Annotated in this window: 13 protein-coding genes; 3 read left to right on the top strand and 10 right to left on the bottom strand. The window is 34.2% G+C overall.

What is annotated here, in order from left to right; all coding sequences use genetic code 11:
* Positions 1-3: 3 nt before the first annotated feature.
* Genes WHC90_RS08510 through WHC90_RS08495 form a run of 4 tightly spaced genes read right to left on the bottom strand, consistent with a single transcriptional unit; the run spans position 4 to position 3,962 of the window.
* On the bottom strand, positions 4-1,218 hold the full coding sequence (locus tag WHC90_RS08510) for a murein hydrolase activator EnvC family protein (protein WP_229664894.1): 1,215 nt from the start codon (positions 1,216-1,218) through the stop codon (positions 4-6).
* Complete coding sequence (locus WHC90_RS08505) at positions 1,211-1,990, bottom strand: DUF4292 domain-containing protein (protein ID WP_188598050.1); 780 nt, start codon at positions 1,988-1,990, stop codon at positions 1,211-1,213. Before WHC90_RS08505 ends, WHC90_RS08510 begins: the two co-directional genes overlap by 8 nt.
* Before the next feature lie 5 nt (positions 1,991-1,995).
* A complete protein-coding gene (locus WHC90_RS08500; RefSeq protein WP_188598049.1) occupies positions 1,996-2,940 on the bottom strand; it encodes a tetratricopeptide repeat protein in 945 nt (314 codons plus the stop codon).
* A 5-nt stretch (positions 2,941-2,945) separates the two neighbouring features.
* Positions 2,946-3,962 carry a sugar phosphate nucleotidyltransferase gene (locus WHC90_RS08495; RefSeq protein ID WP_188598048.1) on the bottom strand — a complete coding sequence of 339 codons (1,017 nt, stop codon included), beginning with the start codon at positions 3,960-3,962 and terminating at the stop codon, positions 2,946-2,948.
* Between the two features lie 129 nt (positions 3,963-4,091).
* Between WHC90_RS08495 and WHC90_RS08490 the strand changes: the two genes are divergently transcribed.
* Positions 4,092-5,948, top strand: a complete 1,857-nt coding sequence (locus tag WHC90_RS08490; RefSeq protein WP_188598047.1) for an ABC-F family ATP-binding cassette domain-containing protein — start codon at positions 4,092-4,094, stop codon at positions 5,946-5,948.
* Here WHC90_RS08490 and WHC90_RS08485 read toward each other — a convergent pair.
* The 3 genes from WHC90_RS08485 to WHC90_RS08475 all read right to left on the bottom strand — a co-directional run bounded on the left by WHC90_RS08485 (position 5,945) and on the right by WHC90_RS08475 (position 10,740).
* Positions 5,945-6,664 (bottom strand): 3'-5' exonuclease, encoded by a 720-nt coding sequence (locus WHC90_RS08485; RefSeq protein ID WP_188598046.1) that lies wholly within the window; start codon positions 6,662-6,664, stop codon positions 5,945-5,947. The genes WHC90_RS08490 and WHC90_RS08485 overlap by 4 nt on opposite strands.
* Positions 6,665-6,750: 86 nt before the next feature.
* Positions 6,751-7,857: a hypothetical protein gene (locus WHC90_RS08480; RefSeq protein ID WP_188598045.1), complete on the bottom strand. Its 1,107-nt coding sequence runs from the start codon at positions 7,855-7,857 to the stop codon at positions 6,751-6,753.
* Between the two features lie 117 nt (positions 7,858-7,974).
* Positions 7,975-10,740: a TonB-dependent receptor gene (locus WHC90_RS08475; protein ID WP_188598044.1), complete on the bottom strand. Its 2,766-nt coding sequence runs from the start codon at positions 10,738-10,740 to the stop codon at positions 7,975-7,977.
* Between the two features lie 197 nt (positions 10,741-10,937).
* Between WHC90_RS08475 and WHC90_RS08470 the strand changes: the two genes are divergently transcribed.
* The gene (locus tag WHC90_RS08470; RefSeq protein ID WP_188598043.1) at positions 10,938-11,633 is read left to right on the top strand and encodes a response regulator transcription factor; all 696 of its coding nucleotides are present in this window, start codon (positions 10,938-10,940) and stop codon (positions 11,631-11,633) included.
* A 15-nt stretch (positions 11,634-11,648) separates the two neighbouring features.
* Complete coding sequence (locus WHC90_RS08465; protein WP_188598042.1) at positions 11,649-12,686, top strand: sensor histidine kinase; 1,038 nt, start codon at positions 11,649-11,651, stop codon at positions 12,684-12,686.
* Here WHC90_RS08465 and WHC90_RS08460 read toward each other — a convergent pair.
* From WHC90_RS08460 to WHC90_RS08450, 3 genes are read right to left on the bottom strand one after another with little or no spacing between them, the layout of a single operon-like run.
* Positions 12,669-13,703, bottom strand: coding sequence for a glycosyltransferase (locus WHC90_RS08460; RefSeq protein ID WP_188598041.1), 1,035 nt, complete (start codon positions 13,701-13,703; stop codon positions 12,669-12,671). The two genes, WHC90_RS08465 and WHC90_RS08460, sit on opposite strands and share 18 nt — an antisense overlap.
* A 2-nt stretch (positions 13,704-13,705) precedes the next feature.
* Positions 13,706-14,980: a phosphoribosylamine--glycine ligase gene (gene purD / locus WHC90_RS08455; RefSeq protein ID WP_188598040.1), complete on the bottom strand. Its 1,275-nt coding sequence runs from the start codon at positions 14,978-14,980 to the stop codon at positions 13,706-13,708.
* Positions 14,981-15,034: 54 nt separating this feature from the next.
* Positions 15,035-15,805, bottom strand: coding sequence for a glycosyltransferase (locus WHC90_RS08450; protein WP_188598039.1), 771 nt, complete (start codon positions 15,803-15,805; stop codon positions 15,035-15,037).
* Position 15,806: the final 1 nt, after the last annotated feature.

The following is a 15,806-nucleotide window of genomic DNA, read 5'->3' as shown; positions in this document are numbered from 1 at the left end:
ATTTTATCTTTTTAAAATCCAGCTCGATGGGTTTTGCCTTTGAGTTTCTTTGTGTAGGGCAAAAATAAGAATGGTCTTTCCGGTAACCTTGTTGGTAAATATTTTTCCAAGTACTTGCCCGGTAACAACCTTGTCTCCAGTTTCTACATAGAGATTTTCTAAATTGTTATAGGTTGTAATGTAATTTCCGTGTTGTACTAACACCGCTTTTTTACCTCCAGACAAAACCTGAATTGCGAGCACCGTTCCGTTAAACACACTTTTTGCATTGGCATTTGGGTTGGTTGCGATATGCAAACCGGTACTGGTAATTGTAATCCCTCTTAAGGTCGGGTGGGCTTGAGTACCATAGCGCCTTACTACCAATCCATTATCTACAGGCCACGGTAAACTTCCTTTGTTTTTTTCAAAGCTTGCGGCCAAAGCCTTGGCTTCTGGAGTTAAAGCAAAACCAGTGTTTTTTGTAGTTCCCTTATTTGCATTTGATTTGGCTATCGCATCTTTAATAATCTTATCAATTTTTGCAGATAATACAGCTTCTTCTCGTTGTTTAATTTTGATTTCATTTCTGTATTGCTGCTCTTTTCTTTTTATCTGAGTCACCAAACCTTCTTTGCTCTTTTTATCTAATTCTATTTGAGCTTTTTGCTCTTTTTCTGATAAAATTAAGGTGTCTTTGCTTTTCTTTTGATCTCGTAAGACTTTATTAAGTTCTGAAATTTTTTGAGTTTGAACCCCTATTTCTTCACCTTGTTTTTTTCGAAACGCAGCATATTGATTCATATACTGAGTTCTTTTGTACGCTTGAGTAAAACTGGTAGATGACAATAAAAACATAATCCTACTTTGTCTTGATTTGCTTTTGTATGATTTAAAAATCATCTCGGCGTAATCTTTCTTTAAGACCTCTAGTTCTTTGCTTAGTTTGTCAATTTCCTTTTGGTTGCTATTAATCTCTCTCGTGATGGCTTTTGCCTCTTTATCTATGGTAGCAATCAACTTTTCGCGAACTTCAATTTTTTGGTTTAGATCCTTTAAATCTTCAAGGGCATTTTTTTCATTTTTCTGCGCAGTAAATAGTAATTTATTTACCCTGTTGATTTCTTCTTTAAGTAAGATTCGTTGCGCCTCAAGCTCTTGTCTGGTTTGTGAAAACATTGCTGTGTTTACAAATACAAACAAAAGAAAAACCCAAGGAAACAGCATCTTTTTACTCATCAAAAACTATTTTTTTATATCCTCTAGGAATTGAATAAGGTGTGTTAAATTGCACGTTAAAGTCAACACTTTTATAGGCAATTGTTATCTGAGTCACTTTTTCAGCCTGCTTGCCTTCTATCACAATTTCTTTTGGGAAAAAAGTTCCGTCGAAATCTGAATATCCGTGATATTCTACTTCTAACAATTGATTTTTTGCACTGTTTTTTAAGGCCTGTTTGTCTAATTTAAAATGCTGTGGATTTATCCAAAACAACAAATCAAAAAGAGGATTTTGTTTTTCTGGTGTCAACAAATGTGCATTGTTCTCTAATTTTGAACTAAAGTCTTGGTCTCCAATATTGACAATTGCTTGACCTAAAAGCATGCTTTGAAGCTGATTAAAATTAACTTCTGTACCCAATACATTTCTCAACAAGGTAAAGTCCCCGTCAAAATAGGTTTTGTTTAATTTTTCATAATAACTAACTCGAGTGGGAGTAATCTTTGCACGGGCAACTAAAAAGCCTGCATACGTAGCGTTTAACCAAATAACACTATCTTTTTGTAAACGCAGTTTAACAGAAACACTCTGTTTGTTTTTAGCATCTTGATAGACAACTTTTAACTTAGCCTCTACACTTTCTTTATCAAAGTTGGTTGCTAAGTGTTTTTTAGCAACCTTGTTTGCCGCCAAGCGTTCTGCAACCACAGCAGTACCCATTGCCTTTTTACTAGAGCCACATGAGGCCCCTAAAAAGAGTAAAACAAGTAAAAATAGATATGGTTTCATACGATTTATTTTATAGTACGCAAAGCTAAGGATTTGTTTTTCATTGCAAGGGCAGCTTCTTTATTTCCTAGTCCCTCATAACTGAAAGACATTTCTAGATAAAAATCAGCTTCTAAATTGGTATCGTCTATTACAAAATCAATGCCATTTTGCAAGGTCTCTAAGCTTTTTTTATATGATTTTTCTTTGTTTAATGCCTTTGCATAGGCTAGGTACACAAAAGATTGAGCAGGAAAAAGTTCCACTCCTTTTTTTGCATAGGCTAAAAAGATAGCAGCATCTTCTTTTTCTGACAAACTTAGAATTTTTTGTAGGCTCTCAAAACTTTGAGAGCCTTTAAAGGCTTTTAGCAAGCTTGACAAACTCTTTACTTCTACTACTGACGTCTTGGGCGTGGTTTGTTTTTCTTTTGAAAAGCTTAATAACTTCTTTAAATTAGGTGTTAACAACTGTTTCTCTTGTAAAGACATCAATAGTTCTTTTCCTTTTTTTGCTTGATTGTTTTCAAAATACAACAACACCAATTGCTCATTCCTACCAGGATTGCTCTGAGCAATTATTTCTAGCAGCTCTATAGCTGCTTTATTGTTTTTTTCTGAAAGATAGATTTCAAACAAATGCTCGAGAACCCATCGATTGTTTGGCTCCATTTTTAATGCTTGCTTAGCATAGGATACCGCTTCTATCATTTTGTTTAACAAGCCGTAGTTTTTAGAAAGCTCAAATAAGACAGAAACCGAATTTGGTTTTAACTCATTGCATTTTTCCAAATGTTCTATTGCAACCGCAAATTTTAAAATTGCTTTTTGCGCAAGAGCTTCAAAAAAATGCTCTTGAAAACTCAGGAGCTTTTCTTCTTGTTGATTGACTGCTACAGGGATGCTATCTTGTGAATAGGAATGCCCAACAATCAATATTAAAAATAGTGTATGTGCAAACTTCCTTTTCAAATTGATTAACTTAGTTCTGAATAATCTCCAATGCTTACCGAAGAAAAATCTCCATTAAAAGTAGCGTGATTTCCAATCATTGCTTGTGATAACTTGGCATTTTTAATGCTTACATGATTCTGAATCAAAGAATTTGTAATCGTTGAATTCTCTACAACACTACCAGATCCGATTGAAACAAAAGGTCCTATTTTACTATTCTTTAAAACTACATTTTCTCCTATAAAACAAGGCTGAATAATTTCTGAATTCTCTAATACGACAGAAGAAGCTACCAATTGAGCTCCATTGGCATGTTCAAAACCTAGAACTTGCGTGTTGGTATCTACAGTTGGGTCTTTTTTTCCACAGTCCATCCATGCATCTACTTTTCCGGGAATAAATCGAGCTCCTTGTTGTTTTAAAGATTCTAAAACATTGGTTAACTGATATTCACCATTTTCTCTAAGATTATTATCAATTAAATACTGGATTTCATCTCGTACCTTTTCACCATCTTTAAAATAATAGATTCCAATAATGGCCAAGTCCGAAACAAAGTCTTTAGGTTTCTCTATAAAGTCCGTAATTACGCCATCTTGCAATTTAACAACTCCAAAAGCACTTGGATCTTCAACTTGTTTTACCCAGATAGCACCATCTGCAGATGCGTCTAAAGTAAAATCCGCTTTAAATAAAGTGTCTGCAAAAGCAACAACACACGGGCCACTTAAGGAGGCTTTTGCACAGTAAATAGCGTGGGCAGTGCCCAAGGCTTCTTCTTGAATATAGACAGATCCTTTAGCCCCTAAAGTAGCTGCAATTTCTAACAACTTCTCTTGAGTATCTGCTGGGAATCCTTTGGCGGCTGGGCCAATAATAAAGGCTATTTCTTCTATTTTTTGATTGACTACCGAGGTAATATCTTCTACAAGTCTCTGAACAATTGGTTTCCCTGCGATTACAGTTAATGGTTTTGGAATGGTTAAGGTATGAGGTCTCAATCGAGAACCTATTCCTGCCATAGGAACTATGATTTTCATTTTCTTATTAATTTTTATCCTTGCAAGATACTAATTTAAAAAAGCTTTGTAAAAGCTTTTTTATAAAAGTAAAGTATCAAACACGCAATAGTTTACGAACTTTTTAAGTTCTTTGTAAAAATTATCTGTGTGAATTATTTATCTGTAGAAAACATCGCTAAATCTTATGGTGAAAAAGTCCTTTTTGAGGAGCTTTCATTTGGGATTAACAAAGATCAAAAAGTCGCTTTTGTTGCTAAAAACGGAAGTGGAAAAACTTCTATTCTAAATATTATTGCTGGTCTAGATACCCCAGATACTGGGCAGGTAATCTGTAGAAAAGGGATTCAAGTTTCATACTTAGCCCAAACAGATAACTTAGATCCTAACTTAACAATAGAAGAAACTATTTTTTCTTCAGAAAACACAGTTTTAAACATCATCAGCCAGTACAATAAGGCACTTGAAGACCCTTCGAATGAAACAGCTTATCAAGAAGCATTTGATTTGATGGAGCAGCATCAAGCTTGGGATTTTGAAACCCAATACAAACAGATTCTATCAAAATTAAAATTTGAAGATCTAGATATGAAAGTTTCAAATCTTTCTGGAGGTCAAAGAAAACGTTTAGCCCTTGCAACCGTATTAATAAACAAACCTGATTTACTCATCTTGGACGAGCCTACAAATCATTTGGATTTGGAAATGATTGAATGGCTAGAAGATTACTTTGCTAAAGAAAAGATAACACTCTTTATGGTTACTCACGACCGTTATTTTCTAGAAAGAGTCTGTAATGAAATTGTAGAGTTAGATCACGGAAAATTATATCGCTATAAAGGCAACTATTCTTATTATTTAGAGAAAAAAGAAGAACGAATCGCCTTAGAACAAGTAACGGTAGAAAAGGCTAAAAACCTTTATAATAAAGAACTGGATTGGATGCGTAGACAGCCCAAGGCAAGAACTACCAAATCAAAATCTAGGATCGATGATTTTTACGAAATCAAAGAGAAAGCTCATAAAAGAAGGCAAGATCATGTGGTTCAGTTAGAAATTAACATGGAGCGCTTGGGGAGCAAAATTTTGGAATTGCATAAAATTTCAAAAGCTTTTGACAATACCACTATTGTAGATGGGTTTGACTATGTTTTTAAACGAGGAGAACGCATTGGGATTATCGGAAAAAATGGGACAGGAAAATCTTCTTTCTTAAATTTAATCACTCAAAAGATTCCGGTAGATTCAGGAAAAGTCATCTTAGGTGAAACCGTAAAATTTGGATACTATACCCAAAGTGGAATCCATATTAAAGAAGGCCAAAAAGTCATTGAGGTTATTAAAGAGTTTGGAGAGTTTATTCCGTTGACCAAAGGTCGAAAAATTACAGCAAGTCAGTTATTAGAACGCTTTTTATTTGATCGAAAAAGACAGTATGATTTTGTCGAAAAACTTAGTGGTGGAGAACAAAAACGTTTGTATTTGTGTGCCGTTTTGATTCAGAATCCTAATTTTTTAATCTTAGATGAGCCTACCAATGATTTGGATGTGGTTACCTTAAATGTGCTTGAAGAATTTTTACTAGACTTTCCTGGAAACCTTCTAGTGGTTTCTCACGACCGTTATTTTATGGATAAGATAATGGATTCACTTCTTGTTTTTAGAGGAGATGGTTTAATAGAAAATTTTCCTGGAAACTATTCAGATTTTAGAGCTTACGAAGATTCAAAACCTCCTGAAAAACAAGAGAAAAAAGAATTAAAAGCTCCTGCCAAGCAACAGACAAGCACGGGTCTAAACTTTCAAGAAAAACGTGAGTTTGGTCAGCTTGAAACAGACATGGCTAAGTTGGAGAAAAAGAAACTAGAAATTGAAGCCCTGTTTGCAAACAATACCATTGAGGCAGAAAACATCAACAAAGCTTCAATTGAATTGCAACAAATTATTGATCAACTAGAAGAAAAAGAAGAGCGTTGGTTAGAGCTATCTATGAAACTAGAAGATTAGGCTGTAACGATATCAGTAGCTTCTAATAATGGCTCATTATTAAAGCGCAACAAGAGTTGAGCAACAGCAATGGTGTCTTTTTCACAGTAACGAACAATTCTATTTAGATCCTTTTCCTCATAATATACCTGAGCAACTTCACTCCCGTCAATATCATCTTTGGGTGAAGGAACTCCTAAAATTGTGGTGAGAAGTTTTAAAGAAGAATAGTGTTTATAATCACCAAACTTCCACAATTCCATGGTATCCATATGTGATACTTCCCAAGGTTTTTTTCCAAATAAATTAAGCTTGGCTGGTAAGTCTATTTGATTGACGATCACTCTTCTGGCTATGTAAGGGAAGTCAAATTCTTTGCCATTATGAGCACATAATACGTGTTGCTGTTTTGAAAAATGACTTTCTAATAAAGCCTTAAATTCTATTAACAACTGTTTTTCATCATCGCCATAAAAAGATTTAACCCGCAACTGTCGTTGTGAGTCATTTTGGTTAAAATAGGCTACCGAGATGCAAATAATTTTTCCGAATTCGGCCCAAATACCAGCCCGTTCATAAAACTCTTCTGGACTTAGTTCATCTTTGTTACGTTGATAGGCTGTTTTTTGAGCAAACAGTTCTTGGATAGGCTCTGAGAGCTTCTCCCATGCGTTTTCTTGAGGGACCGTTTCTATATCAAGAAACAGAATATCCCGTAAGTTTTTAGAGAAATTCATAGCAGCATTTTTAAAGTGAATATAGTGAAAATAAAAAAAAGTAGGCCGAGGCCTACTTTTTTTATCAATCAACTAACTCAAATTATTTACAATCCTCTTGTCCAGTTTGCTGCCCAAGTTGGGATATTTTTTCCATTACCAGCTCCAGTATTTGTTCCTTCTGTAAAGTAGGTTTCTGCTCCAGCATACTCATCTTTAGCTGTTACATTGTCAAACTGAATGTTCGTAATTACAATGTTTCCATTTTTGATATTGTCATTTGCTGCAGTATCTGTTGATTTTAATTTGATTCCTAAATCAAAATCTGCTGCGTAGATATTAGATGCAGTCCAGTGTCCTCCACCTTCTTTGATATACAATGCTCCTTCAGAACCAGGTCCTACAATTGTAATATTTTTTAAGACTGCAGTAGTCGTTGGTGTTGCGTTTCCATCATCACCATTGTTTGATCCTTCAATACCAGCTTTTGTTCCTTTGCTGATGTACCAAAACTCTCCAGTTCCAGACCATCCATCTGCAAAATCAATTGAATCATCTCCAGAACCAGTAGCTACTAAATACTTACCGTTTACTGTTCCTCCAAAAAATTCAATTCCGTCATCTCCTCCGTCCAATGATTGAACATACTCAAAAGTGGTTCCTGAACCCACACCGAATAAAGAAATTCCATTAAACTCTTTTGATCCGTTAAAGGTTGCTCCAGTATACTCAACTCTTAAGTATCTAACTGATCCAGAATTGTCATTTGCTACGGTACCTCCGTAGGTTAAATCTGATACCTCTGCAGTAGCTGTTGCTCCTTTATTGGTTGGCGCTTTACCACAGATTACCAAACCTCCCCAGTCTTTTGCTGCAGGACTAGCTTTTGATGAAGTCATCACTACTGGATTAGCAGCAGTTCCATCAACATAAATTTGGGCTCCTTGTGCAATAGCAATATAAGAACTTGTTCCTCCTGATGCCTTAATTACGGTACCTGCTGGAATTACTAATTTAGCTCCGTCTTCTACGATTAATGCTCCTGTCAAGTTATAAACTACACTTGCATCTAAAGTTACGGTTCCATCTTGGATTTTTCCGCTAAAATTTGCAGGATCTGCTGTAAAAGTACTGCTAGGTTCGTCGTTAGAGACGGTACAACTTGTAAAAGCAATTGCTGCAATTGCTAGTATTGATAATACTGTTTTTTTCATTTTTGTTTTAAATTTTATCTACCACAAAGAAATGGAGTGAATTAAAAATTGGTCTTATCTAAACTTTAATTATCTGTTAACTGTTAGGGTTGTTTGTTAAGGAAGTGTTAGCTCTAATTAATCTAATTTATAGCTTAAAGAGATACTTGCATTAACACCATTTTTAAAAGACAAAACCTCAACATTTTGAGTATCTTGAACTCTCTTAATAGAAGGGTTTAATAAGTTTTTCACATTAAGTCCTAGCTTTACTCTTTTAGAAAGCTGTGATTTTAAAACCAAATCTAAACTACCGACTCCTTTGTCAATTAAATCACCTTTACCTGCAGATCCAATAGCATAAACTCTATCAGAAAAATAATTAAAGGAAAGCGTTCCTAAAATGTTTGAAGTTTCATTAAATTCTCTAAAGTAAGTAAGATCAGCATTCGCAATTAAATCAGATGCACCGGTTAACTTACCTTCTAAATTGGTGAAGTTTACATTTAGCTTTGTCTCATTGATAATCTTAAAGCGATCAAAATCTTGATTTGAATACATATACGAAGCATTAAATCCTGCACTTAGTTTGTTTGCAAAATCTCCATCAACTGAAAATAATTGTTTTCTGATTTCAAATTCTGCCCCAAAAACAGTGGCTTGTTTTCCTGTGTTTAAGTAAGAAATATCATTAGTTGCTGATGCTACTACCACTTCATTGATTGGATTTTGAATAATTTTACCAAAACCTGTAAGCGAAATAACTTCTCCGCTTTTTGGAAAATACTCCCAACGTAAATCAACATTGTAATTCGTAGACAAATCTAAATCTGGGTTACCAAATTTAATTTGAGTAACTTCTTCAAACTGAAAAGGAGCTCTCTCTTTATATTGTGGTAATGTGTATGATTTACTAGCGGCTAGTTTTAGATTTTGTTTTTCAGTTACTTCATATTTAAATGATACGTTTGGCAAAAACTCAAACTTTGCAAATGCGTCTTTAGCTCCATTTGGATCTAAGGATGTTTTCCATGCAATATCTTGGTAAATATGCTCAAATCTTAATCCTCCAACTGCTGTAAACCTTGGTGTAAACTTATATTCAACATTTGCAAAACCTCCATTGATAAATTGATTTCCAGAATAGGTTTGAGGATCTAGCGCATTTAAGGTTGAAGCATCTCCTCTAAAAGTTTCTATTTTAAAATAATTGTTTGCCAAGTTTGCTTGGTTAAAGTAGTCATCCAAATTGTTTTCTGAGACTACAGGTTGATTGATGTTTCTAAGGATTTGAAAATTAAATTGAGTTGCTTGAAAAGCTACCTTTTTAAAACGACCACTATATCCCAAAGTAATTTTTCCTTTAAAAAGATCTTCACTGTCTTTGGCAAAAGCATAGCTGGCAGAAAAATTTGCAGCAGCCTCATCTTCAGTTAAGTCTTGATAAAAACGATGGTTGTCTGATGCTGCAAGATCAGAGACTGTTTTTACACCTGTTGGATCTGAGTTGTCTTTAGGAACCAACATGTTTTGTCTTCTATCTGGAATCACATTGTTAACCATATTGTAAGCAACACCCCAATCCAATTCTATTTTTTCACCAATTTTATGATTCCCTAAAAACTGATTGATTAGTAAAGTAGTCTTGTCAAAAGTAGAGCGTCTCACAAAACCTCCGCCGTTACTAGCATTGTCAAAAATATTGATTACCCCAGAATACTCATCTAAGCTTTGGTTTGACGAGTTGATAAACAAAGAACTAAAATGATACTTGTTATTTGCATTTACCTTGTAACCTAAGTTTAACATGGCAGTTGTATTGGTGTTGTAATCATAAGCTTTAAAAGCATAATCTGTAAAAGCCAAGCCTTGTGCATTTACACCTCCTCTGTTAATCCCTTCTTTATATTTAAAGCCACTTTTAAAAGATGCAGTTGCAAACAAATTGATAGATCCTTCTTCTCCTACTTGATATTTTTTTCCTCCTTTAAAAGAGATGTCTGCTCCTATTGGCGATTTTGTCGTTTTATCCCAACTGGTATTAAATGCATAACTGCTTAATGGATTTGTCGGATACTTGTTATTGTAAAAACCAGAAAAGCCAGGACCATCTTGTACATAAAAATTTCCATTACCGCTTAGGTTGGTATTTGTACCAGAACCCACTCCAATTTCTAAAGAAGGTTTTCCAACATGTTCTTTGGATACGATATTAATATTGGCGCCTCCAAAATCACCGTAAATCTCACTTTGATAAATTTTGTTGATATCAATCAATTGAACTATATCTGTAGAAAAAATATCCAAGTTGATGTTCTTTTGTGAAGGGTTGTTTGATGGAAGTGGCAAACCGTTTAAGGTAGTTGAGTTGTAGCGATCACCAAGCCCTCTTACAAACACGTTGTTTGTTCCATCTTGCTTAGAAACCCCTGTTGCTTTTGTTACCGCAGTAGCCAAATCAGAGACTCCTTTATTGTCTAATTCTTGAGCTCCGATAGTGGTCTTAATTGACACCGCTTTCTTCTGAGCCATTAAAATAGCAGAAGCTTTTGCTTTATTGATTGTCGCTTGAATTTGAATTTCATCCAAAGTAACACCTTTACTCGCGCTCAATTTTTGATTCACGACCAATGTTTTGTCTGCGGTAATTACAATTGGTTTTTCTATAGTTTCATAGCCAATAAAACTAAAAACCAACACATAATTTCCTGGAGCTACAGCAATAGAATACTTTCCATCAAAATCTGTACTCGTTCCAATCGTTGTTCCTTTAATAAGAACATTTGCAAACGGTAAAGGTTCATTGTTAACTTCTCCGTCTGTTAATAATCCGGTAACAGTTCCTTTACTTTGCGCAGCAACTAACTGAGAAACGAATACAAATGCTATGATTAATTTTTTCATTATTTTACTTTATAGGGTATATACCTTGTTTATAAAGTGCAAATGTCTCGGTGTTTTGTAAATATAAGGTTAGTTCTAAATTATGCTTGCATTAATTGAAGGTTAAGCCTGTGTTAAGGGATTAAATCATTGTTAACTATTCTCCGTTTTTAAGTTTTTATCCCTACTTTTGAGCTATATTTAGAGATAAACGTCTTATGAAAAAAAGTGACATTAAAATTTTATTGGTTGATGATGAGCCAGATATCTTAGAAATTGTAGGTTACAATTTAAAAAATGAGGGCTATCAGGTGTTTACCGCAACGAATGGGTTAGAAGCCTTAAAAACAGCAAAGAAAGTTATTCCTCATTTAATTTTATTAGACATTATGATGCCAGAAATGGACGGGATAGAAGCTTGTGAAAAAATCCGAAAGGTAACAACCCTAGAGCACGTTATTATTTCTTTCTTAACTGCCCGAGGTGAAGATTACTCACAAGTAGCTGGTTTTGATGCTGGTGCTGATGACTATATTACCAAGCCTATCAAACCTAAAGTTTTATTAAGCAAAGTAAAATCTTTACTTCGTCGATTAAAAAACACGGAAGACCAAGATACATCTACAACTATTGGAGATATCGTAATTAACAGAGAAGAATATGTTGTGTTTAAAAACAACAAAAAAATTGTACTTCCTAAAAAAGAATTTGAATTGTTTTCTTTGTTAACCTCTAAACCAGGTAAAGTCTTTAAACGTGAAACCATTTTAGATACGGTTTGGGGTAACGAGGTCGTTGTCGGGGGGAGAACCATTGATGTGCACATTAGAAAATTACGTGAAAAAATTGGAGATGACCATTTTAAAACCATCAAAGGTGTAGGCTATAAATTTGTATTAGAAGACGAAGATTAATAGAACCGCAAACTTGTGAAGTTTAAAAAAACCTATTCATTTGCATTTATATCAGCCTTGTACCTCACAGCAGTTGCAAGTCTAATTTCTTTACTTGCCTATTATCTATATCACAAATACGGCTTATTGGCTTCTGTTTTAGCAGAAATGAGTTTGTTTGTTGTTTCGTTTTTTATCATCCAGTATCGTGTAGAGTTTTTTATCTACAGAAGGGTGCGAAAAATTTATGAAGAAGTATCGCTTTTAAACGTAGATGATCTCAAAAGAAAATCAGTAACTACTGATATGGAAACCCTAAGCAAAAGCGTACAAAAATTTGCAGAAGGGAAACGTATAGAAATTCAAAATTTAACTGAGCGTGACTCCTTTAGGAGAGACTTTTTAGGGAATGTGGCTCATGAATTAAAAACTCCACTGTTTACAGTTCAAGGGTATATTTTAACCCTTATTGAAGGTGCTGGTAACAATAAAGAAATAAGAGAAAAATACTTAGAACGCGCTAATAAAGGAGTAGAGCGATTAACCGCCATTGTAAAGGATTTAGACATGATTGCTAAACTAGAAACCAATGGTTTGAAAATGAATCTAAAACCTTTTAACATCTTAGAATTGATACAAAATGTATTTGATTTGTTTGAGATGCGTGCTAAAAAAAGAAATATCACTCTAACTTTTGACAAGCAATATGAGTTTCCAATTTATGTAATGGGAGACCAAGAACGTATTGAGCAGGTGTTAATTAATTTGGTTGTGAACTCTATCAAATACGGAAAAAACAATGGACATACGACCATTGGAATCGAGTCTTATAATGAACGGAAATACATTATTAAAGTAGCTGATAACGGAGAAGGCGTTAAGCAAGAACACCTTTCTCGTTTGTTTGAACGCTTTTACAGAGTCGATCAAAGTCGCTCTAGAGAGCAGGGAGGATCAGGACTGGGACTTTCTATTGTGAAGCACATCGTAGAGGCTCATAACGAAACCATCCTCTTAAAAAGCACCTATGGTGAAGGCTCTGAATTTTCATTTACCTTAGAAAAGGCTCAGTAATTCTTTATCTAGCTTTGTTTCACTTGCTTTTAAGCCTTTATAATTTATTAGCTCATCCAAACTTTCAATTGTAAAAGTTTCTTCTGTTTGAAAGGGAGCTCTCTCGCTACTCTTTAAAAAATAGGCTAAATATTCTTGTTCAGACTGATGTTTGGTAGGAATAAAAAATGCTTTTTTTTCTAAGATTGCCAAATCCATCACAGACGAATATCCAGATCTGCACACTACGGTCTTAGTTTGTAATAATTTATCTTCTAAGTCTTTGGTTAGTAAAAAATTAACTATTTCTATTCCGTTTTCTTGGAAAGTCTTTTGCTCAGCTTCTATTTTTCCTAAAACCATAACGACCTTACCTGGATACCCTTGAAAGAGTTTTTTAAGCCTGCTTTCTAATAAGGTTCTATTGGGCTCAACACCAGACAAAAGAATGAGAACATCAATGGTTTGAACAACAGATCTCTTTTTAAATCGACTTAAAACACCAATATATTTTACCTGTATATTTGAATTTTTAAAATGGGATAATTTACCTGAAAAACTAGAATCAACAGTATCAGGAACCCAACACTGATCAAAACCTGCGATAATTTTTTGGTGTATAAAACTCGTAAAAAAAGTTGCTATTCCTGCCAACACCTGAACCTGATGCGTTAGATAAACACTAGGAATATTTGGACTTTTAACACCAAATCGATTGTCTGAAATTAAGCCGACAACCTCTGGGTGTTCTTCAATATAGTTAGAAACAACTTTATGTTCTGCTTTAACGGCTCTCCAGATCTTTGGACCTTTTAAAAACAAGGACCACTTAAGATTTTTTTTATATCGAATTTGATATGTAGGGAGTTCCAAAAAAGGAAGCTCTGGAAACTCTTTTTTTAACAAGTCTAAAGCAGCCCCATCTGATGCAAGCACAGGAAGATACTTGTTTTGAATTAAAAAATGAATAATTGGAACACAGCGTGAGGCATGACCTAATCCCCAATTTAGCGGTGCTACAATTATTTTTTTTACCATTTTTATATCAAATCAAAACCAATATCTTTTCTATAATTCATCTTGTCAAAAGAAATTTTATCAATTGAACTGTACGATAATTTTAACGCTTCTTCAATGGTATCACCAAAAGAGGTAATTGCCATAACTCGTCCTCCGTTTGTAAAAACTTTTCCATTCTCTAATTTTGTTCCTGCGTGAAAAACAATAGAATTCTCGATATTTTCTATTCCTGAGATTTCCTTGTTTTTTTCATACGCTTCAGGGTAGCCTCCTGAAACCAACATGACTGTTGTTGCTGTTTTTGGAGTGATAGAAAACGATTTTTCATGTAGTGTTTGATTGGCTACACCTTCAAATAAATCGAATAAATCAGACTCAATTCTCGGTAAAACAGCTTCTGTTTCTGGATCGCCCATTCTTACATTGTATTCTATTACCTGTGGATTTCCAGCAACGTTCATCAAACCAATAAAAATAAATCCACGGTAATCAATTCCGTCTTTTTGCAATCCATTTACGGTAGGGATTACGATTCGTTCTTCAACTTTCTTTAAAAACTCATCAGATGCAAAAGGAACAGGAGAAATTGCTCCCATACCACCTGTATTTAACCCTTCATCTCCTTCTCCGATGCGTTTGTAATCTTTAGCTGATGGTAAAATCTTATAGCTTTTCCCATCAGTTAGCACAAAAACAGATAATTCAATCCCATCTAAAAACTCTTCAATGACAACAGTTGATGAAGCCTCTCCAAATTTTTGGTTAGTAAGCATTTCTTCTAATTCTTTTTTTGCTTCCGCTAAAGAATCTAAAATTAGTACACCCTTTCCGGCTGCTAAACCATCGGCTTTTAAAACATAGGGAGCAGTTAAGGTTTCTAAAAAGGCAAAACCTGCCGCTAAGTTTTCTTTTGTAAACGATTGGTATCGCGCTGTAGGAATATTGTGTTTTTCCATAAAGATTTTTGAAAAATCTTTACTTCCTTCTAACAAGGCACCATCTTTTTTAGGTCCGATAACAGAGATGTTTTTCAAATCATCATCTGCCAAGAAAAAGTCGTGAACTCCATTTACTAATGGCGCTTCTGGTCCAACAACAACCATGTTGATTTTGTTCTCTAAGACGGTTTCTTTTACCGCTTTAAAATTAGTTGGATCAATAGTAATATTCGTTGCAATTTGAGTTGTTCCTGCATTTCCAGGAGCTACAAAAAGTTTATTTACCTTGTTACTTTCAGCTAGTTTTAATGCAAAAGCATGTTCTCTTCCTCCAGAACCTAAGATTAAAATATTCATGTTCGTGTTGTTCTTTTAAGCTACAAATATACATTCTGAAAATGTATTATCTGTTTAATTTTTCCATTTCTTAAAGTATTGGATAATTGACAAGCTGTGTCTAAGAAAAAGTGAAAGGTTTTTTTCTGAGCCCTTTTTTAGAACATGGTAAATTACTACTTGCGGAAAGTATAGTTTTTTCTTCCCTAATACATCTATTTTTTTACAAATATCCACATCTTCCATATATAAAAAATAACGTTCGTCAAAGCCTTTTAAATCGATAAGATCCCTTGTTCTATACAATTGAAAACACCCTGTTAAATACTCTGCAAAAAAAGGAGCACTTAGGTCTTTATCACTATAAACACCTTTGCTTATTTTTTCTTTAAATGTTCCTGAAAAGAACTTAAATCGCCTTGCAAACAATTCTAAAATAGTTGGATATCTTCTACAAGAAAACTGATGTTCACCGTTCGGGAATAACACCCTTGGGGCTACCATTGCAACACTAGGATCTCTTTTTAATGCTTCTATAAGCGTTGGAATGACCTCTTTTGAAAATATAACATCAGGATTTAAAATTAAGTGAAAACTAGATGTTTTTTCAATCTTGTTTAAGATCATATTGTGGCCCATTCCAAAACCAACATTTTTTCCAAAGCCAATATATTCAATCTGTTTATTGATAAAAACATTGTCAAATTGTTTATCAACAGTATTGTCAATTAAATATAATTTTTTAGGCAAATCTATACTTAAAAAGCTTTCTATTGTTTTTTCTAGTTCTTTTATGTTTTCTTTATAAAGAACTATAGATGCTGATATTTCTATGCTTTCACTCATA

The organism is Polaribacter pacificus (assembly GCF_038024035.1).
Taxonomy (GTDB): domain Bacteria; phylum Bacteroidota; class Bacteroidia; order Flavobacteriales; family Flavobacteriaceae; genus Polaribacter; species Polaribacter pacificus.
The sequence above is the reverse complement of the archived record's forward strand: the minus strand, read 5'-3'. Positions and strand labels throughout refer to the sequence as shown.